At 63.8% G+C, this 18,588-nt stretch carries 17 protein-coding genes; 6 read left to right on the top strand and 11 right to left on the bottom strand.

Features of this window, described 5'->3' with window-relative positions; all coding sequences use genetic code 11:
* Window positions 1-3: 3 nt before the first annotated feature.
* Window positions 4-1,353, bottom strand: coding sequence for a Na(+)-translocating NADH-quinone reductase subunit A (locus FVW59_RS04765; protein WP_148063106.1), 1,350 nt, complete (start codon window positions 1,351-1,353; stop codon window positions 4-6).
* A gap of 242 nt (window positions 1,354-1,595) precedes the next feature.
* Window positions 1,596-3,065, bottom strand: coding sequence for a glyceraldehyde-3-phosphate dehydrogenase (locus FVW59_RS04770; protein ID WP_246139635.1), 1,470 nt, complete (start codon window positions 3,063-3,065; stop codon window positions 1,596-1,598).
* A gap of 217 nt (window positions 3,066-3,282) precedes the next feature.
* On the opposite strand from FVW59_RS04770, the gene mfd reads away from it, so the two are divergent.
* Both mfd and FVW59_RS04780 read left to right on the top strand, forming a co-directional pair.
* The gene (mfd, locus tag FVW59_RS04775; RefSeq protein ID WP_148063108.1) at window positions 3,283-6,747 is read left to right on the top strand and encodes a transcription-repair coupling factor; all 3,465 of its coding nucleotides are present in this window, start codon (window positions 3,283-3,285) and stop codon (window positions 6,745-6,747) included.
* On the top strand, window positions 6,747-7,850 hold the full coding sequence (locus tag FVW59_RS04780; protein ID WP_187275767.1) for a CsiV family protein: 1,104 nt from the start codon (window positions 6,747-6,749) through the stop codon (window positions 7,848-7,850). The genes mfd and FVW59_RS04780 overlap by 1 nt, the downstream gene beginning before the upstream one ends.
* On the opposite strand, the gene FVW59_RS04785 is transcribed toward FVW59_RS04780, so the two are convergent.
* Both FVW59_RS04785 and FVW59_RS04790 read right to left on the bottom strand, forming a co-directional pair.
* On the bottom strand, window positions 7,809-8,564 hold the full coding sequence (locus FVW59_RS04785; RefSeq protein ID WP_187275768.1) for an S-methyl-5'-thioinosine phosphorylase: 756 nt from the start codon (window positions 8,562-8,564) through the stop codon (window positions 7,809-7,811). The two genes, FVW59_RS04780 and FVW59_RS04785, sit on opposite strands and share 42 nt — an antisense overlap.
* Window positions 8,561-9,691 (bottom strand): mechanosensitive ion channel family protein, encoded by a 1,131-nt coding sequence (locus tag FVW59_RS04790; protein ID WP_148063109.1) that lies wholly within the window; start codon window positions 9,689-9,691, stop codon window positions 8,561-8,563. The genes FVW59_RS04785 and FVW59_RS04790 overlap by 4 nt, the downstream gene beginning before the upstream one ends.
* A gap of 286 nt (window positions 9,692-9,977) precedes the next feature.
* Between FVW59_RS04790 and FVW59_RS04795 the strand changes: the two genes are divergently transcribed.
* Window positions 9,978-10,295, top strand: coding sequence for a DUF6763 family protein (locus FVW59_RS04795; protein WP_148063110.1), 318 nt, complete (start codon window positions 9,978-9,980; stop codon window positions 10,293-10,295).
* 17 nt (window positions 10,296-10,312) lie between these two features.
* Here the strand turns inward: FVW59_RS04795 and FVW59_RS04800 are convergent, their stop codons facing one another.
* Both FVW59_RS04800 and gcvT read right to left on the bottom strand, forming a co-directional pair.
* Window positions 10,313-10,795 carry an acyl-CoA thioesterase gene (locus FVW59_RS04800; protein ID WP_246139636.1) on the bottom strand — a complete coding sequence of 161 codons (483 nt, stop codon included), beginning with the start codon at window positions 10,793-10,795 and terminating at the stop codon, window positions 10,313-10,315.
* Entirely contained in the window at window positions 10,788-11,915 is a 1,128-nt protein-coding gene (gcvT, locus tag FVW59_RS04805; RefSeq protein WP_148063111.1) for a glycine cleavage system aminomethyltransferase GcvT, read from the bottom strand. Before gcvT ends, FVW59_RS04800 begins: the two co-directional genes overlap by 8 nt.
* Before the next feature lie 215 nt (window positions 11,916-12,130).
* Here gcvT and lexA point away from each other — a divergent pair, with 215 nt between their 5' ends.
* Window positions 12,131-12,733, top strand: a complete 603-nt coding sequence (gene lexA / locus FVW59_RS04810) for a transcriptional repressor LexA (protein WP_148063112.1) — start codon at window positions 12,131-12,133, stop codon at window positions 12,731-12,733.
* Window positions 12,734-12,757: 24 nt separating this feature from the next.
* Here the strand turns inward: lexA and FVW59_RS04815 are convergent, their stop codons facing one another.
* From FVW59_RS04815 to FVW59_RS04830, 4 genes are all read right to left on the bottom strand, one after another.
* Complete coding sequence (locus FVW59_RS04815; RefSeq protein ID WP_148063113.1) at window positions 12,758-13,015, bottom strand: hypothetical protein; 258 nt, start codon at window positions 13,013-13,015, stop codon at window positions 12,758-12,760.
* 68 nt (window positions 13,016-13,083) lie between these two features.
* On the bottom strand, window positions 13,084-13,554 hold the full coding sequence (locus tag FVW59_RS04820; protein ID WP_148063114.1) for a DUF6586 family protein: 471 nt from the start codon (window positions 13,552-13,554) through the stop codon (window positions 13,084-13,086).
* A complete protein-coding gene (gene topA, locus FVW59_RS04825; protein ID WP_148063115.1) occupies window positions 13,551-16,232 on the bottom strand; it encodes a type I DNA topoisomerase in 2,682 nt (893 codons plus the stop codon). The genes FVW59_RS04820 and topA overlap by 4 nt, the downstream gene beginning before the upstream one ends.
* A gap of 105 nt (window positions 16,233-16,337) precedes the next feature.
* Window positions 16,338-16,787, bottom strand: coding sequence for a hypothetical protein (locus tag FVW59_RS04830; RefSeq protein WP_148063116.1), 450 nt, complete (start codon window positions 16,785-16,787; stop codon window positions 16,338-16,340).
* An 87-nt stretch (window positions 16,788-16,874) separates the two neighbouring features.
* Here FVW59_RS04830 and FVW59_RS04835 point away from each other — a divergent pair, with 87 nt between their 5' ends.
* On the top strand, window positions 16,875-17,315 hold the full coding sequence (locus tag FVW59_RS04835; RefSeq protein ID WP_148063117.1) for a universal stress protein: 441 nt from the start codon (window positions 16,875-16,877) through the stop codon (window positions 17,313-17,315).
* Here FVW59_RS04835 and FVW59_RS04840 read toward each other — a convergent pair.
* Window positions 17,312-17,569, bottom strand: a complete 258-nt coding sequence (locus tag FVW59_RS04840) for a glutaredoxin family protein (RefSeq protein ID WP_148063118.1) — start codon at window positions 17,567-17,569, stop codon at window positions 17,312-17,314. The two genes, FVW59_RS04835 and FVW59_RS04840, sit on opposite strands and share 4 nt — an antisense overlap.
* A gap of 103 nt (window positions 17,570-17,672) precedes the next feature.
* On the opposite strand from FVW59_RS04840, the gene FVW59_RS04845 reads away from it, so the two are divergent.
* Window positions 17,673-18,575, top strand: coding sequence for an IclR family transcriptional regulator (locus FVW59_RS04845; RefSeq protein WP_281290171.1), 903 nt, complete (start codon window positions 17,673-17,675; stop codon window positions 18,573-18,575).
* The last annotated feature ends 13 nt before the right edge of the window (window positions 18,576-18,588 follow it).

Raw genomic sequence — 18,588 nt, forward strand, 5'->3', positions numbered from 1 at the left:
GGATTAACCCTCCTTCTCGATGCGTGTCAGGTTGTCCCTGAGGATGGGGCCGTATTCATACTTGCCCGGACAGACGTAGGTACACAGCGCCAGATCCTCCTCGTCCAGATCCAGGCAGCCCAGGGCCTGGGCAGTCTCGGTATCGCCGACAATCAGAGCGCGCAGCAGCTGCGTGGGCAGCATATCCATGGGCACCACACGCTCGTAGCTACCCACCGGCACCATGGCGCGCTCGGAGCCGTTGGTGTTGGTGGTCATGGCCAGGGGCTTGCTGCCAAACAGGTTGCTCAGGTAGATGCCGAGGGCGGAGTGACGCTGGGCGCCCGGACTCAGGTAGCGCAGAAACTCCCGCTGGCGTCCTTCCAGCAGTACCGATACCTGATTGTGATAACGACCGAGGTAGGCAGTGGGGGCGTGGGTGGTACGACCGCCCAGAACGGAGCCGGAGATGATCCGGTTTTCACCGTCTTTTACCTGGCCGGCGCACAACGCCTGCAGATCGGCGCCAATACGGGTGCGCAGCAGACGCGGCTCATCCACCTGCGGGCCGGCAAAAGCGATCACCCGGTCTGTATACAGTTTGCCGTCGAGGAAGGTGCGACCGATGGCGATCACGTCCTGATAACCGATGGTCCATACCGGCTTGTCGGCGGTGACACCGCCGCGCAGCAGGTTGATGTGGGTGCCGGCGAGACCGGCGGGATGGGGGCCGGCAAATTCGTGGACTTCAATGCTGGCGGCACTGCCGGCCGGTATATCGCTGCCGGCGGCCTTGCACAGGTAGACGGGGCCATCCAGCAACTTGGCCAGCAGGTCCAGACCCAGGGCAAAGGCGTCCTGCTGCCCGGCAATCACCACCGCCGGGTCCGCGGCCAGCGGATGGGTATCCACCGCGGTAACAAAGAGGGCCGCGGCATCGGTGGCAGGCCCCGGCACCTTGCTGAAAGGGCGGGTCCTCAGGGCTGTCCACAGGCCGTTCTGCACCAGTTGCTCGCGCACGGCGGCGCCGTCAAGGGCGCGGGCGGCTGTGGCATCGTGGGCCGGGAAAGTCTCGAAGGCCTCGTCTGCACCGACCTCGATAACCACCGACTGCAGCACGCGTCTGGCGCCGCGGTTGATGGCGGCGACGGTACCGCCGGCCGGTGCGGTGTAGCGCACCCCCTCGGTTTTCTTGTCGGTAAACAGCAATTGTCCCGCTTTCACGGTGTCGCCGACGGCGACTTCCATGGTGGGCTTCATGCCGACATAGTCAAAGCCCACCAGCGCGGCAGCACGAGCGGCAGGGGCATTGGTAATTGTTTGCTGGGGCGCACCCTGTAAAGGGATATTCAGGCCCCGCTTGATCTTGATCATACGATCTGCCTGCAGATTGAGAACTTCATTAAATATAGCGACTGGAGACCCGACTGAAGCCCGGCGATTGTGCTGCCGTAACTAGCGGGTCAGTTAGCATTTTTGCCGTAAAAACAGGCAAAATCCGCCACCCGGATTCGAGCCGCGCGCATTATAGCGGAATGCCCCCCCGCATGACCACTGTCGCAACAGGGGGAGCAGCTATCTGATTCTGAACAGGTTTTCCCTGCCAGTACCGCGGCTCACGCCTCCTTCGGATAGACCCGGTAGTCAATACCGGCCATCTGCTCGAGGATGCGGTACACCTGGCAGCTATAGCCGAATTCGTTGTCGTACCACAGGTAGACCACCGCCTGGGTACCGTTGACGATCGTAGCCTGGGCATCATAGATACAGGCGTGACGGGAACCCACAAAGTCGGACGACACCACTTCCGGCGAATTGGAGTAGTCGATCTGCTTGCGCATCGGCGAATGCAGGGCCGCGTTGCGCATGAACTCGTTCAGCGATTCCTTGTCGGTGGCCCGGCCCAGGGTCAGGTTGAGAATGGCCATGGACACATTCGGCGTCGGCACACGGATGGCATTGCCGGTGAGCTTGCCCTCCAGTTGCGGCAGCACCTTGGCCACCGCCTTGGCGGCACCGGTCTCGGTCAGCACCATGTTCAGGGGCGCGCTGCGACCGCGGCGCTCGGCCTTGTGGTAGTTGTCGATCAGGTTCTGGTCGTTGGTGTAGGCGTGCACGGTCTCCACGTGGCCGGTGATGATCCCGTACTCGTCATCGATGGCCTTGAGGGGCGGCGCGATGGCGTTGGTGGTACAGGACGCGGCGGAGATAATGGTATCGGAATCTTCAATGATGTCATTGTTGATGCCGGCCACCACATTCTTCATGTCGCCCTTGCCAGGCGCGGTCAGTATGACCTTGCTGACGCCGGGGCACTGCAGGTGCTGGGACAGGCCCGCCTCGTCGCGCCACACACCGGTGTTGTCCACCACGATGGCATTCTTGATGCCGTACTGGGTGTAGTCGATTTCCGAGGGCGAGTCGGCGTAGATCACCTTCACTTCGTTGCCATTGGCCACAAAGGACTCGTGCTCCTCGTCCACCCGGATAGTGCCCTCGAAGGCGCCGTGTACCGAGTCGCGACGCAGCAGGCTGGCGCGCTTGACCAGGTCGTTGGGCGCCTTGCCCTTGCGCACCACCACGGCGCGCAGGCGCAGGCTGTCGCCACCGTCGGTTTTGTCGATCAGGATGCGGGCCATCAGGCGACCGATGCGCCCAAAGCCGTAGAGCACCACATCGCGGGGCTCGGAGACGGGCTTCTCAGTGCAGCCGATCAGGTCACTGACCTGCTCGGTCACATACTCTTCAACCGACTTGCCGGCGCCGTGGCCGCGGTCGTAGTAGTTGACCGCCAGGCGGCCGATATCAATGTGGGCGGACCCCAGGGCCAGCTTGCTCAGGGCCTCCAGCACCGGGAAGGTTTCAAACTCGGAAAGCTCGTTTTTCTCGACCTGGCGCACGTAGCGGTGATCTTTCATGATCTCCAGCACAGAGCGGTTCACCAGTGACTTGCCGTATACGTAGCACTTGACGTTGCGCTCGCGGGACAACTTGCCTACCAGCGGGATCATGCCTTCGGCCAGCGCTTCGCGCTCTTTCCAGTCCCGGAAGTAATCTGCCGGGCGCTCTCTTTTGCGTTCGCTCACTGTGGAATACCTTTCTAGTGCGGGTCGGGTCGGGTTTTGGGCGCGCGTATTATCCTCACCCGTTCCGCCGGGGGCAAGGCGCACGGGCATATTTACACACCGCGTTTTCCGGGGCAGTCCGCCCCGGGCGGGTGGAGGCACTTGCACCTTGCCCGTACAATAGCGCCCCCGGCCCGGCGACAGGTCGGGACTCCGTCAGCCAGAGCCAGTAACGCCCATGTTCCAGACCCTTCTCGCCAACACACCGTGGCCCGCCAGGGCCGGTAGTCGCACCGCCCTGGGGCCCCTGTACGGCAGCGCCCAGACGCGCTGTGTGGCGGAACTGGCAAGCCGCGAACGCCTGCTTCTGGTGGTCACCGCCGATACCAGTGCCGCCATCACCCTGGAGCGCGAACTGCCCTTCTTCCTGGCACCCGGCATCGAGCTGCTGGCCTTTCCGGACTGGGAGACCCTGCCCTACGACAGCTTCTCGCCCCACCAGGACATCATCTCCGAGCGCCTCTCCACCCTGCACCGCCTGCCCTCGGTGCGCGGCGGCGTGCTGGTGGTACCCATGCCGACCCTGATGCACCGCATCGCGCCCACCGAGTATATCGCCGGCAGCAGCCTGGTGCTGGCGCCGGGCGATACCGTGGACGTGGATACCTTTCGCCGCAACCTGGAGCGCAATGGCTATCGCAACGTCGACACCGTCTACGAACACGGCGAGTTCGCCCTGCGCGGCTCCCTGCTCGACATTTTCCCCATGGGCTCGGAGACGCCCTTCCGTATCGACCTGCTCGACGACGAGGTGGACACCCTGCGCACCTTCGATCCGGAGAGCCAGCGCACCGTCGAAAAAGTCGACCGCATCAACCTGCTACCGGCGCGGGAGTACCCCCTCAACCCCACTGCCATCGGCCGCTTCCAGCTCAACTGGTACGAGGCCTTCGAGGTCGATCACGACGCCTGCCCGGTTTACAGCGAAGTCAGCGCCGGGCGCTCCCCCGGCGGCTGCGAGTACTTTCTGCCGCTGTTCTTCGAGCGCTGCGGTACCCTGCTGGACTACCTGCCGGAGGATACCCCGGTAGTGACTATCGGCGATCACCACGGAGCGGCCCAGCGCTTCTGGTGCGAGGCCAGCCACCGCTTCGAGGAGTACGGCATCGATCCGCGGCGGCCCCTGCTGCCGCCGGCGCGCTGTTTTACCCCGGTAGAGGAGCTCTACCAGCTGCTGGGCCGGCGCGCGGTACTGGAACTGCGCGTGAACCCCGACGCCCCGACCCATGTACAGACCCCCAGCCTGCCGCCACCGGAACTGCCCGCCGCTGACAACCGCGAGGCACCCATGGCACGGCTGGCGCGGTTTATCGACACCCACCAGGGGCCGGTGCTGCTGTGCGCCGAGTCCGCCGGGCGCCGCGAGATGTTGCTGGACAGCCTCAAACAGGAGGGGCTGCAGCCGGTCACGGTGGACGACTGGGCCGACTTCGAAGCCAGCGGCGAGCCATTCGCCATCGCCACGGCGCCGCTGGACCGGGGCATGTACTTCGGCCCTGCCTCCCCCACGCTGGTGTGCGAGAGCCAGCTGTTTGGCGCCCGGGTGGCCCAGCGTCGCCGCCGGCGCAAGGCCGAGGAAACCAGCAACGCCAATATTTTCCGCGACATCTCCGAGTTGCGCGAAGGCGTCCCGGTGGTGCACCTGGAGCACGGTGTGGGCCGCTACGTCGGCCTGCAGACCCTGGATGTGGACGGCCAGACCAACGAATTCCTGACCCTGGACTACGCCCAGGGTTCGCGCCTCTATGTGCCGGTGTCGTCGCTACAGCTGATCAGCCGCTACGCCGGGGCCGACCCGGAACTGGCGCCACTGCACAAGCTGGGTTCGGACCAGTGGGACAAGGCCCGGCGCAAGGCCAGCGAGCGCGCCTCCGACGTGGCGGCGCAGCTGCTGGAGGTCTACGCCCGGCGGGAGGCGCGCCAGGGATACCAGTTCGACATCCCGCAGCCGGACTACGATCTTTTCGCCGCCACCTTCCCCTTCGAGGAAACCGCCGACCAGGCCGCGGCCATCGAAGCGGTGCTGGACGACATGGCGAGCCCCCGTGTCATGGACCGGCTGGTGTGTGGCGATGTCGGCTTCGGCAAGACCGAAGTGGCCATGCGCGCTGCCTTTATCGCCGCCGCCAACCGCAAGCAGGTCGCCGTACTGGTGCCCACCACCCTCCTCGCGCAACAGCATCACAGCTCCTTTGCCGACCGCTTCGCCGACTGGCCCTTTAACGTCGAGGTGGTGTCGCGCTTCAAGAGCGGCAAGGAGCTGGCGGCCGTCGGCAAACGGGTGGCCAGCGGCGAGATCGACATCCTTATCGGTACCCACAAACTGCTGGGGCAGGACTTCGCCTTCGAGGACCTCGGGCTGCTGATCATCGACGAGGAACACCGCTTCGGCGTGAAGCAGAAGGAGGCCATCAAGGCCCTGCGGGCGGAAGTGGACATCCTCACCCTCACCGCCACGCCGATCCCCCGTACCCTGAACATGGCGCTCGGCGGCATGCGCGACCTGTCCATCATCGCTACCCCGCCGGCCCGGCGGCTGTCGATCAAGACCTTTATACGCGAGCACACCATCGCCCTGATCAAGGAAGCGGTGCTGCGCGAGACCCTGCGTGGCGGCCAGGTGTACTACCTGCACAACGAAGTGAAGACCATCGAGCAGACCGCCAGCAAGTTGCGGGAACTGCTGCCAGACCTATCCATCGCGGTGGCCCATGGCCAGATGCGCGAGCACCAACTGGAAAAGGTCATGTCGGACTTCTATCACCAGCACCACCATATCCTGCTGTGCACCACGATTATTGAAACCGGCATCGACATCCCCAACGCCAATACCATCATTATCGAGCGCGCCGACAAATTCGGCCTGGCCCAGTTGCACCAGCTGCGCGGCCGCGTCGGCCGCTCCCACCACCAGGCCTACGCCTATCTGCTGTGCCCACCGCGCTCCGCCATCACGCCCGACGCCGAAAAGCGACTGGAGGCCATCGAGGCCGCCGGCGATCTCGGCGCCGGCTACCTGCTGGCCACCCACGACCTGGAGATACGCGGCGCCGGCGAATTGCTGGGGGATGAGCAGAGCGGGCAGATTCACAGCGTCGGCTTCAGCCTCTACATGCAGATGCTGGAGCGCGCAGTGGCGGCCCTGCGGCGGGGCGAAATCCCCGATATCGATGCGCCTCTGGATGCCGGCACCGAGGTCAACCTGCACACTGCCGCGCTGATACCCGAGGACTATCTGCCGGATATCAATACGCGCCTGGTGCTGTACAAGCGCATTGCCGCCGCCAGCAGCGAAGACGCGCTGCGGGAAATCCAGGTGGAAATGATCGACCGCTTCGGCCTGCTGCCGCCCCAGGTTAACAACCTGGTGCAGGTATCGCGCCTGCGCATCGCCGCGGAGAAACTCGGTATTCGCGCCATTGAGGTCGGTGCGCAGGGTGGTACTATCGATTTCAACGACAATACCCGGGTCAATCCCCTGTCGCTGGTGAAGCTGGTACAGTCTGACCCGGCCGGTTATCAACTGGCCGGTGCCACCCGGCTGCGCTTCAAGGGCGAGCTGGAAGAGCCGGAACAGCGCCGCCAGTTCGCCGAGCAACTGCTGGATACCTTTGCCCAAGACGCCACGGATAACGCCGCCTGATGAAAGCCTACCTGACCGCCCTCGCCCCCCTGCTCGGCCTGCTATTCCCGGTCATCGCCTGGCCCCAGAACCCGGCGGACACAGAGACCGACAGCGCCCAGCGCTGGTACCGGGTGGAGTTGCTGGTATTCAGTCAGGGCGGCTCGGCAGCCGCCTCGCAGGAGCGCTGGGACCCGGAGCCGGCACTGGCCTATCCCGAGCGCTACCGCTTCCTCGTCTACCCCGAGCGGGTGCAACAGCGCATCGCCAGCCACCCGGGTGGCGACAGCAGCATTGACCCCCAGGGCAGACAGGTCATTACCTTCAAGCCGCCGCAGGAAGCACAGCCGGAACCGGCGTACGAAGCACAGGCCACGGATATTCCACGCCGCGGCGACAGTGAAGCCGCCGCTCCCCCCGTTACCGAACCTGAAACTGAAGAGGAGCAGAAGCCACAGCTGCCCCAGCCCTGGTTGGTAAGGCCCGCGAGTGAACTGGAATTTCGTGGCAAGGCCGCCTACATGGAAAAGCAGGGCAGCTACCGGGTACTGTTCCACCAGAGCTGGCTGCAACCGGTGGCGGAGGAAAAGCAGGCTCGCGCCATCGTGATCGACGACTCCGGCAGCGAAGGGCGCTATCCCGTTTTGCAGGGCAGTGTGAAACTCTATGTTGCCCGCTACCTGCACCTCAGCACCCACCTCTGGCTGAATACCGACGGCAGCTATCTACCGGGGGACTGGCGCATGCCCGCGCCACCCCTGGCCCCCGCCTCGCTGGTTATCGAAAAGCCTGTGGACCTGGCCGCCATTGGGGCCTATGAAAAGAGCGAGCCAGCCGGGGAAGCGCTAGCGGCAGAGCCCGCCGACGACCTTGCTACAAATCAGGACAGCGACGCCGGTTCACGGGCCGCACCGGTCTACCCCTATCGACACGCAGTGCTGCTGGAGCAGCGGCGACGCATGCGCAGCAGCGAAGTGCACTATATCGACCATCCAATGATGGGTGCCGTGGTGAAGTTGACGCCGCTGTCGCCGGAGCAACTGGAGCAGTACAGCGCGGAAGAACAGCAAGCCGCGCAGCAGCTAGTCGGCGCCGGTGAAACGAGCGGCCACCAGGGTCTGTAGCAAGCGCCCCACCACCGCCGCTTCGCGGTTCAGAATCTGGTGCATGGCGGCCTGGGACAGGGGCACATCGCCGAGGCCGGCGGCCGGGTTCACCACCATGCACACCGCGGCGTAAGACAGGCCCAGCTCCCGGGCCAAGGCCGCCTCCGGCATGCCGGTCATACCCACCAGGTCGCAGCCGTCGCGGGCGAGCTTGCGCACCTCGGCGGCGGTTTCCAGGCGCGGCCCCTGCATGACCCCGTGCACCCCGGCCCGCTCGCAGTCGATCTGCTCCGTTTCCGCAGCTGCCAGCAGGGCCAGCCGCAGCTCGCGATCGTAGGGCTCGGTGAAGTCGATGTGCAGCAGGCGGCCGTCGCGGCCGTCGTCAAAGCTGTGCTCGCGCCCCCAGGTGTAGTCGATGATCTGGTCCGGTATCACCAGGCGCCCCGGGTGCATGGCCGCACCGATACCGCCCACCGCGTTGATCCCCACAACGTCGCTGGCGCCCAGTGACTGCATGGCCCAGATATTGGCGCGGTAATTGATGCGGTGCGGGGGAATAGTGGCCGGCCCGCCGTGGCGGTGCAGGAAAAACACCGCGGCCTCCCCCAACCGCCCCTCGAGGAGCGGGCCAGAGGGCGCGCCATAGGGTGTGCTGACTTCGTGCTCGCCGTAGGCCACCAGCTCCGGCAGGTCCGACAGGCCGGTGCCGCCGATGATGCCAAGGCAGCTCATACCCCGCCGTCCTGTTCCGCGGCAGCTCCCTCGCCGGCGGCAATTTCCGCCTCCACCTGTTGCAGGTGCAGGGTGCGGGTCGGGAAGGCGACATCGGCACCGTGGTCGTGGATGATCTGCAGGATGTTCAACAGGATCTCCTGCTTGATGCGGTGATACTCCACCCACACCGTGGTTTTGGTAAAGGCGTAGACAAAGAAATCGAGCGACGACGCACCAAAACTGACGAAGTTCACAATCAGGGTGCGGCCGGTGTCGATCTCCTCGTGAGACTCCAGCATGCTCCGCACCGCCGCCACCACATCGCCCATGGCGGCACTGTCCTGGTAGCGCAGGCCGATGGTTTCGTAAATGCGCCGGTTGAGCATGCGCGAGGGGTTTTCCACCGCGATCTGGCTGAAGACCGCGTTGGGCACATAGAGGGGGCGCTGGTCGAAGGTGCGAATACGGGTCAGGCGCCAGCTGATCTCTTCCACGGTGCCCTCGATCTCCCGGTCCGGCGAGCGAATCCAGTCGCCCGGGGCGAAGGGGCGATCGAGGAAGATGGTCATGGCTCCGAAGAAATTTGCCAGCAGATCCTTGGCCGCGAAGCCGACGGCGATGCCGCCAATACCGCCGAAGGCCAGCAGGCCGGATACTGAAACACCGATACTTTGCAGGGCCATCAGCGCTGCCAGCACCCACAAGGTGATACGCAGGAGCTTGGCAATGGCGTGCACAGTGGCCTTGTCAGTGGACGTTTTCTGACCCCGGTCCCCGCTCAGCAATTCAATTTCGCTGTAGTACACCAGGCGGTGGAGGAACCAGGCCAGCAACAGGACCAGGGCAGTGTCATAGGCCTCGAACACGAAACTGCGCCAACCCTCGCCCGCGGTGTGCAGCACCAGCAACAGGCAGATCACCACCACCCACAGCACCAGTCGCAGCGGCACCTCCAGCGCACTGATCACCACATCGTCCCAGCGGTTATTGCTGTGCCCGGCCACCCGGTGCAAGCGGCGCACAATAAACCCGAGCAGCATGTGCAGTAGCAAGCCCACCGCAACCAGCCCGCCGCTGACCACCAGGGGACCGTAACCCAGCCACTCTGCCTGCATCGCACCCAGCCAGTCGTTCAATCCTTCCATTGCTTCAGCCCCGATCCCCTGGCGAGTAGTTGATTCCCGCGTTATTAGACAAAGTTTTCATGTATTCAGTGATTTCTAAGGCATTCACGCTATATAAATTCAGGGACGTCATGAAGTGATTTTTGCAAAGGCAGTGCAAGCGATTGATCTTCCATACTTTCCTGCCGGAATTCTCATACTGCTATTTCAGCCGGCATTTTTAGACGAAATTCACATAATGGACAGGCACTGAGCAGGTGGTATGTTGGTTTGCCCGAACATCTGGAACGGTCGTGAGTGTACTGCAATGAAAATGCTGAGTCCCGCCGTCGGTGGCTGGTACAAGGATCTGGAAACCCACGAGTTGTTCGAAGTGGTGGCCTGGGATCCGGCAACGCTGACCATCGAGGCACAATTCCTCGATGGCGAAGTCACTGAATACGATATCGATGCCTGGCGCCAACTGAAGCTGAGCCAGGCTGAAGCGCCAGAGGACTGGCGCACTCCCTTTGAGCTCGACGATGAGGACGGGCTCGACCCCGACAGTCCTTTTCATCCCGAGGACTGGAACAACCCGGTTACCATGATCGAGCCGGACACCATGTACGGGGTGGAAGACTACTGAGCTCCCGCCCTGCACGCTCAGGATTCCGGGTCACTCTTTCCGGGGGGTAACAGCTCAGGTTGCGCACGCAGGATGGCCTGCCGGTAATCCGCAGGCATTGCGCATGAGCGTCGCGTGTCCTTGTCGACAAAGACCTGGGTGATTGTGCCGGCCGCCAGTGTCTCGCCACTGGCGGCGTTGGCGAGGTGAAAGCCCAGTTCCGCACTGCTGCGCCCGAGGCGCCGATAGCCCACGCTGACAAGAACCCGGTCACCCGCCACGCACTCCCCGATAAAATCGCAGTTGATGTTCACCGTGAAGAAAAAACACGGGGCCTGCTGGGGATTCATTGCCGGCAGCCCCAGGGATGCCATGTAGTGCCCCGCCACTTCGTCGGCGTAGATCATGTAATTGGCGAAGTACAGGTGGCCCTGGGCATCGGTGTCACTGTAGCGCACGGCGAGCGTATCGCTGAAGGCCTTTGGTGGCGCCACCGTGGCGCCAGTCGCAGCGTCAGCCACGGTGGTAGCGCTGGGGGACAAACGGTGTACGGGCGACCTTCATAGGCAGGCGCTTGCCGCGCACTTCGGCAAACACGGTGGTTTCCAGCGCGGCGTGCTCGCTGCTGACATAGGCCAGGGCCACCGACAGTTCGGCGCTGGGGCCGAAGGTGCCCGAGGTCACGCGGCCGATGGCATTGCCTTGTGCATCGAACAGTTCGGTGCCTTCGCGTACCGGCGCCCTGCCCTCGCCCACCAGGCCCACCCGCTTGCGGGCAACCGCCTTGGTGGCAATCTGCTCGAGAATGATGTCGGCGCCGGGAAAACCCCCAGGGCGCTCGCCGTCGGCGCGGCGGGCCTTGCTGATCGCCCACAGCAAGCTGGCCTCAACCGGGGTGGTGGTGGTGTCGATATCGTGGCCGTAGAGGCAGAGCCCGGCTTCCAGGCGCAGGGAGTCGCGTGCACCCAGCCCGATGAGGGCCACCTCTTCTTCAGACAGCAGCTGGCGGACAAAGGCCTCCGCGCCGGCCGCGGGAATGGAAATTTCAAAACCGTCTTCCCCGGTGTAACCGGAGCGACTGATAAAGCAGTCCTGACCGGCAATGGCCATACGGCGGGAGTCCATGAACACCATTTCCGCCGTTGCCGGCGCCAGCCGCGCCATCACCGCCGCCGCCGCCGGCCCCTGCAGGGCCACCAGCGCGCGATCATCGAGGCGCTCCAGCCTGACATCGCCGGGCAGGCTGGCCTCGAGATGGGCGATGTCCTGCTCCTTGCAGGCGGCATTGACCACCAGGTAGAGGCAATCGCCGAAATTGGTGACCATCAGGTCGTCCAGCAAACCGCCCGCATCGTTGGTGAACAGTGCATAGCGCTGCTTGCCCGGTGGCAGATCGATGATGTCTACCGGCACCAGTGCCTCCAGCGCAGCGGCGGCACCGTCACCCCGCAACAGCAACTGACCCATGTGCGAAACGTCGAACAGGCCCGCCTGCTCGCGGGTATGCAGATGCTCTTTCTTTACGCCCGGCGCATACTGCACCGGCATGGCGTAACCGGCGAAGGGCACCATCTTGCCCCCCAGTTCCCGATGCAGGTCATAGAGCGGGGTGTGCAACAGATCGAGGGATGGTTCGGTCATGGAGGTCTCCGAAGGTGGCAGTGAGGGGCGCGCCGCGAGCGCCGGCAGAAACTAGCCGAAGCGGTGGATCATTGCAAATATCTCTACCATTGCCGCAGCGGGTGTTCACATTCTCACCGCACCCTGTATATACTCACAGTCCTGTACATATAAACAGTTGGCACAGCCGCAGCGGTGGCGCGCCAACCCGCAAGCGGACGGCACAGGACGCAACCATGGAACAACTGACCCGGCGGCAACAACAGGTACTGGACATCATCCGCAGCCATATCGGCGACACCGGCTACCCCCCGACCCGGGCCGACATCGCCCGCGAACTGGGCTTCAAGTCCGCCAACGCCGCCGAGGAGCATCTCAAGGCACTGGCACGCAAGGGCGCCATCGAGATCATTCCCGGGGCCTCGCGCGGTATTCGCCTGCCCGAGCGCTCTGGCATACCCATCGTCGGCCGCGTCGCCGCCGGCCATCCGATCCTCGCCCAGGAGCATATCGAGGACTACTGCGAACTGCCCCAGGAGTTTTTCCGCCCGCGCGCCGACTACTTCCTGACGGTGCAGGGAGACAGCATGATCGAGGTGGGCATTTTCGACGGCGACCTGCTGGCGGTACACAGCACACCGGTTGCCAATAACGGGGATATCGTGGTGGCGCGGGTGGATGACGAGGTGACGGTAAAGCGCCTGCGCAAGACCGGCAGCAAGCACTTGCTGGAGTTGCTACCGGAGAATCAGGACTACCAGCCGATCCAGGTCGACCTCAGGCAACAGGCGTTTGCGATAGAGGGGTTGAGCGTAGGGGTGCTGCGCCGCAACCATTGAGTCGCGGCGGGTGACTGCACTGGCCTAGTGCAGTACGCGGGGGGCGACCTCGTGACCGGTTTCAGCCTCGTCTTCTGGCTCTTCCACCGCGGAGAGGTTCGATGCGGCCTCGATTCCCGCCTGTATCATGGCGCGCGCTACTTCCATGGTGTTATCCATCAGGTAGACACGGGATTCGTCGGAAAAACGGATACGAACCAGTGCGTCGGACTCACCTTCTGCGCGTCGCAGAACAATTTCTCCGTCGCCCAGATCGACAATTTCCAGTACGGATGTCGGCACTCTTTACCTCATTCAGGTTGCACAGCACCTCCATTCTATCAGCGCCGCCAACCCGGTTGCCACCCGACTCAGTATTCGTCCAGGGAATCCCCCATACGGGCGAAGCACTCATCCAGTCCCTGAACCCACTCACTGAAGCGCTGCGGCCCGGCGGGTTGCTGTGACGCAGTGGCCAGGTTGCCGAAACTGCGTCTCGCTGCGACCGGCTCTGCCGCTGACCAGTTCACAAGATCCGCCAGCCAGCCCTCGCTCTCGAGTAGCTGGAACTCCCGCAGTTCAGCGGGTACAGCCCGCCCCTGTGGTGGCGGCGGCAACTCCGACACCCGGGTCGGCGGTGCCGTGGGAACTTCAGCCGGACTGCTGATGGCCAACAGGAACCAGCCGTAGGCCCGCAGCAGGTGCTGGTGGCAGGCCGGACCAAAGGCCGCGACCAAGGTGCCGGCCGGCACCTCGGCTGCCGCGGCATCCCGCTGCCAGGCAGTGAGCACCAGGCGGGCCAGGTAGAGGTGGTGATTGGCCAGCCCACGTGGCGAACTCATTTCTTGCCGCGGCCCTTGCCGGCTTTGGTGGTTTTCGTCGTTTTGGTGGCCTTGCCCTCCTCCACCTGCCATCTGCTGCCGTTGTGGAAAGCCTTCCAGCCTGTGGCCTTGCCGTCGACCTCGGTCATCACGTACTGCTCTTTGGTCTTGCGGCTGTAGCGCACCTGGCTGCGATTGCCGTCGCCATCGGTGACCGGCGCGTCGAACAGGAAGCTGTATTTGGGATCGATTTCATCGCGGTGCGGCAACAGCTCGTCCACGTAGGGTGCACGCGTTTCCCGATTGCGCGGGAACTGGCTGGCGGCCAGGAACAGTCCCGCGGCGCCGTCGCGCAGCACGTAGTGATCCTCGACCTTCTCGCAGGCGAGTTCGGGCATTGGCACCGGATCCATCTTGGGCGGCGCCGGCTCACCGCTGCGCAGCAGTTTGCGGGTGTTTTTACAGTCTTCCGCGGTGCAGCCGAAGTACTTTCCAAAGCGCCCGGTCTTGAGCTGCATTTCGGCGCCGCACTTGTCGCATTCCAGGGTCGGCCCGTCATAGCCCTTGATCTTGAATTTGCCCTGCTCCACTTCAAAGCCCGAACAGTCCGGGTTGTTGCCACAGACATGCAGCTTGCGCTGCTCGTCAATCAGGTAGCTGTCCATGGCCGCATTGCAAATCTTGCAACGGTGCTTGCTGCGCAGCAGGCGTGACTCCGCCTCGTCGTCGGCGTCCTCGCGAATGGCTTCATCCCCCGGCACCAGGTTGACCGTCTGCTTGCAGCGCTCCTTGGGTGGCAGGGCGTAACCGGAGCATCCCAGGAACACGCCGGTACTGGCCGTGCGGATCTGCATCGGGCGGCCGCAGGCCTTGCAGGGGATGTCGGTCATGGTGGGTTCGTTGGGCTGCATGCCCTCCGGCTGGGGCTCCTCGGCCTTTTCCAGCAGGTCGCTGAACTCGCCGTAAAAGCGATCCAGCAGCTCGCGCCAGTCCAGCGCACCCTGCGCCACTTCGTCCAGGCGCTCCTCCATGCTCGAGGTAAAGCCGTAGTCCAGCAATTCGGTAAAGCTCTTCTGCAGGCGCTCGGTGACGATTTCGCCCATTTTCTCGGCGTAGAAGCGCTTGTTCTCCAGCCGCACGTAGCCGCGATCCTGAATGGTGGAAATGATCGAAGCGTAAGTTGAAGGGCGACCGATACCACGTTTTTCCAGCTCCCGCACCAGGCTGGCTTCGCCGAAGCGCGGGGTCGGCTTGGTGAAATGCTGGGCCGGATCCAGGCTCTGCAGGTCGAGGACATCGCCGGATTTCATATCCGGCAGCACCACGTCCTCGCCTTTGCGCCCGGCCGGGGGTTGCACCCGGGTAAAGCCGTCAAACACGATGATGCGGCCCTTGGCATTGAGCTCGTAATCGCCGGCGCTGACCGTCACCGTGCTGGACAGGTACTCCGCAGGCGGCATCTGGCAGGCGACGAACTGGCGCCAGATCAGTTCATACAGCCGCTCGGCATCGCGCTCCATACCCTGCAGGGCCGTCTGGCGCAGGTTCACATCGGAGGGGCGAATAGCCTCGTGAGCCTCCTGGGCGCCGTCCTTGGAGGAGTAGCGATTGGGCTGCTCCGGCAGGTAGCTGCCCGGGAAATTGGCACCGATGTAACTGCGGCATGCTGCCACCGCCTCGTCACTGAGGTTGGTGGAGTCGGTTCGCATGTAAGTGATGTAGCCCGCCTCGTAGAGGCGCTGGGCCAGCATCATGGTTTTCTTGACGCTGAATCCGAGGCGGGTACTGGCCGCCTGCTGCAGGGTCGAGGTGATGTAGGGCGCCGGGGGTTTGGAGCGGGTCGGTTTGTCTTCCCGCTGGCTGACGCGGTAGCTCTGCTGCTCCAGTTCGGCCACCGCAGTGCGGGTGGCCGCCTCGGTACCCGGGCGGAACTTTTCGCCGCGCTGCCGGGTAACCTGGAAACGCACGGCCTCAGCGCTGTCGGGTTGCAGATCGGCGTGAATCTCCCAGTACTCCTCGGGCACGAAGGCGCGAATTTCTTTCTCGCGCTCTACGATCAGGCGCACCGCCACCGATTGCACGCGTCCGGCCGACAGGCCGCGAGCCACCTTGGCCCACAGCAGTGGCGATACCATGTAGCCCACGACCCGATCCAGGAAGCGGCGCGCCTGCTGGGCGTTCACCCGGTTCTGGTCCAGGTGGGCCGGCGCATCAAAAGCCTCGGCAATCGCCTTCTTGGTGATCTCGTTGAACACCACGCGCTGGTAGCGATTGTCGTCGCCGCCAATGGCCTCGCGCAGGTGCCAGGCGATAGCCTCTCCCTCGCGATCGAGGTCGGTCGCGAGATAAATGGCGTCCGAACTCGCGGCGAGCTTCTTCAGTTCGGCTACCACCTTCTCCTTGCCGGGCAGGATCTGGTACTCCGCTTTCCAGCCGTGTTCGGGGTCAATCCCCATGCGGCGGATCAGCTGCTCGCGGGACTTCTGCTTTTTATAGGCGGCCTTTTCTTCCGGTGCCATCTTGCGGGTGCGGGCGGCCTGGGCGGCCCGCTCCTTCGGATCCACACTGCCACCGCTGCCGGCGGTGGGCAGGTCGCGGATATGCCCGACACTGGATTTAACGATGAAATCGGGGCCGAGGTACTTATTGATGGTCTTGGCCTTGGCTGGCGATTCCACAATGACAAGTGATTTGCCCATATGCTCCTGTATACCCGCTAAAGGGGCTGTATTCGTTCTGTCCCCGCGGGGAAAAAGGGGCATATATAAGTGCCAGCACCGCCCGGGTCAAGGGCAGAGGCGCGATCAGCCCGTCAGTTGCTGCCCCCAGTCTCCCAGCAGGCGCCGTAATTCCGCTACTGTAGACAGGTCCCCGGCCTCCCGCCAGTAAATGCCGCAGGAGCCTTCATCGACGCTGGCGGCGAGAACCGTTTCCGGCATTGCCAGCAGTTCCTCCGGCACAGTCCGGGTCTCGCCGAGGGGACGCCACTGGCCCTCCTCCTGCAGCCACGCGCCACGCCGTCGCTCGCGCCCGCGGGAGGGCCGCAGGCGCAGGCCGTAATAAAGTGTATCCGCCCGCACCGCACCGGCACCGGGAGCCGAGTTGCGGGGCAAATCGCGAAATTCGACAAACAGCCCCTGTACCGCCGCAGCTTCCCGCAGGCGCGCCTGCTTGCGCTGCTGCTTGCTGGGCATAAAGTGGGACAGCGGAGCCAGGGCAACAGCGATGACGAAGGCGATAATGAGGTAGGTCAAACAGGAACTCCAGCTTGCATCTGACGAACGGCCAGCCATAGTATGCTAAATAGCCGTTGCCGAGCAGCCTACCCAGGGAGAATAGCTATGGCCCAGTACAGCAAAATCATGATTGCCGTCGATCTCAGCGAAGATTCCGCCGAGGTCGCGACCAAGGCGAGCGCGATCGCAGGTGGCGACACTTCCGGATTACACCTGATCCATGTGATCGAGCCCCTGAGCTTTGCCTACGGCGGCGATATTCCCATGGATTTCTCCGGTATCCAGGACGAAATTCACCAGCAGGCCACCCAGCAGCTGACAGCCTTCGGCAACGCCCACGGTATTCCCGCCGAGCGCCAGCATATTGTGCTGGGCCGCCCGGAGGTGGAGATTCACAACGCCGCCCAGGAAATCGACGCCGACCTGATCGTGGTCGGCAGCCACGGCCGCTACGGTCTCGCCCTGCTGATGGGCTCCACCGCCAACGGCGTGCTGCACGGCGCCACCTGCGATGTGCTGGCGGTGCGTGTCGGCGACCACGATTAGGCGGCCGGTTCGCCGGTCAGGGCCAGCACCTCTTCCTCGACAAAGGGCCAGCGCGCTTCGCCAGCGGCGCCGCGCAGTACAGGAATTAACAGCCCGTAGCGCTCAAACAGCGCATCGTCGCAGGCAATGTCCACCACCCTGTAGCGAAACGGGCACCCGGCCCGCTGCAGGGTTTTTAGGATCTCCTCGGCCTGCTCACACAGGTGACAGCCACCGGTACCGAGCAACTCCAGCTCCCTTTGATTACTGTGCAATTTCGTTCCTCCGCTAACAGCGTGTGCAGCGACTGCCACCCCTCAACAGAATCATGTAGAATCCCCCGTTCCGCAAATACGCATAAACCCCGGGGGTATTGACGTGGCGTTATTCTCGCAGCCTACAGCGCGCGCGCTAGCCATCCTGGATCTACTGATGGCGAACCCGCACCAGGCCTTCGGTCTGACCGAGATGACTCGTCGCCTCAACCTTAACAAGGCCACCTGTCATGCCATCCTGACCACGATGGCCAATTATGGCTTCCTGATACAACATCCGAAAACCAAGGCCTACCGTCTGGGCCCGTCCATCATCGCAGCCGGCAATGCCGCCTTCGCCCAGTTTCCGGTGCTGGAATACGCCCGGCCGGAGCTGGAAGGCCTGCAAAATGATTTGAAGGTGGGCTTCGCCGTTACCGCCCGCTCCAAGCTTCACCAGGTTCTGCTGGCCCTCTACGGACACGCCACGCCGCTGATTGACTCCTTCCAGCTCGGCCTGCGCCTGCCCAATACCGCGCCTATCGCCGCCTGTTTTACCGCCTTCTCTCCCGCCAAGGCGCTGGAAGCCTGGCTCACCCGCGCCCACGAGTCGCGCGGCGGCTACAACGAGCGCCTGGACCAGAAGCTGCGGGTTTCGGTGATAGCCATTCGCGCCCGCGGCTACGAAGTCACCCTGAAGACGAAGGCAGAGGAAGAGCTCACCGCGGAACTGTCGCGCATCCACCAGAGCTGGAGCCTCACCGAACTCGAGGACGCCGCCAACAAATACCAGAACGGCGTCTGCGACGAACACTACCACCTGGACCGCATCGATCCCAAGGCGCGCTACGACGTCAGCACCATCGCGGTGCCGGTCTGCGTTTACCGCGATGTACCGGTCATGTGTTTTGTGGCCGGTTCCATCGACAAACCCATCACCGGGGCGCAGATCGAGGACATCGCCGCGCGCATGAAGGAATCCGCCGACCGGGTCACCGCCCTCGCCATGGGCAAGACCAGCGTCTGAGCAAGCCACCCGC

Origin of the sequence: Parahaliea aestuarii, from assembly GCF_008064635.1 — a bacterium.
GTDB classification, from domain to species: domain Bacteria; phylum Pseudomonadota; class Gammaproteobacteria; order Pseudomonadales; family Halieaceae; genus Parahaliea; species Parahaliea aestuarii.

Bases quoted from the DNA above. Each gene is read 5' to 3' on its own strand.
- lexA (WP_148063112.1), top strand. From the start codon at position 12,131: ATGGAACAACTGACCCGGCGGCAACAACAGGTACTGGACATCATCCGC.
- mfd (WP_148063108.1), top strand. From the start codon at position 3,283: ATGTTCCAGACCCTTCTCGCCAACACACCGTGGCCCGCCAGGGCCGGT.
- gcvT (WP_148063111.1), bottom strand. From the start codon at position 11,915: ATGACCGAACCATCCCTCGATCTGTTGCACACCCCGCTCTATGACCTG.
- FVW59_RS04785 (WP_187275768.1), bottom strand. From the start codon at position 8,564: ATGAGCTGCCTTGGCATCATCGGCGGCACCGGCCTGTCGGACCTGCCG.
- FVW59_RS04820 (WP_148063114.1), bottom strand. From the start codon at position 13,554: ATGAGTTCGCCACGTGGGCTGGCCAATCACCACCTCTACCTGGCCCGC.
- FVW59_RS04765 (WP_148063106.1), bottom strand. From the start codon at position 1,353: ATGATCAAGATCAAGCGGGGCCTGAATATCCCTTTACAGGGTGCGCCC.
- topA (WP_148063115.1), bottom strand. From the start codon at position 16,232: ATGGGCAAATCACTTGTCATTGTGGAATCGCCAGCCAAGGCCAAGACC.
- FVW59_RS04835 (WP_148063117.1), top strand. From the start codon at position 16,875: ATGGCCCAGTACAGCAAAATCATGATTGCCGTCGATCTCAGCGAAGAT.
- FVW59_RS04780 (WP_187275767.1), top strand. From the start codon at position 6,747: ATGAAAGCCTACCTGACCGCCCTCGCCCCCCTGCTCGGCCTGCTATTC.
- FVW59_RS04795 (WP_148063110.1), top strand. From the start codon at position 9,978: ATGAAAATGCTGAGTCCCGCCGTCGGTGGCTGGTACAAGGATCTGGAA.
- FVW59_RS04790 (WP_148063109.1), bottom strand. From the start codon at position 9,691: ATGGAAGGATTGAACGACTGGCTGGGTGCGATGCAGGCAGAGTGGCTG.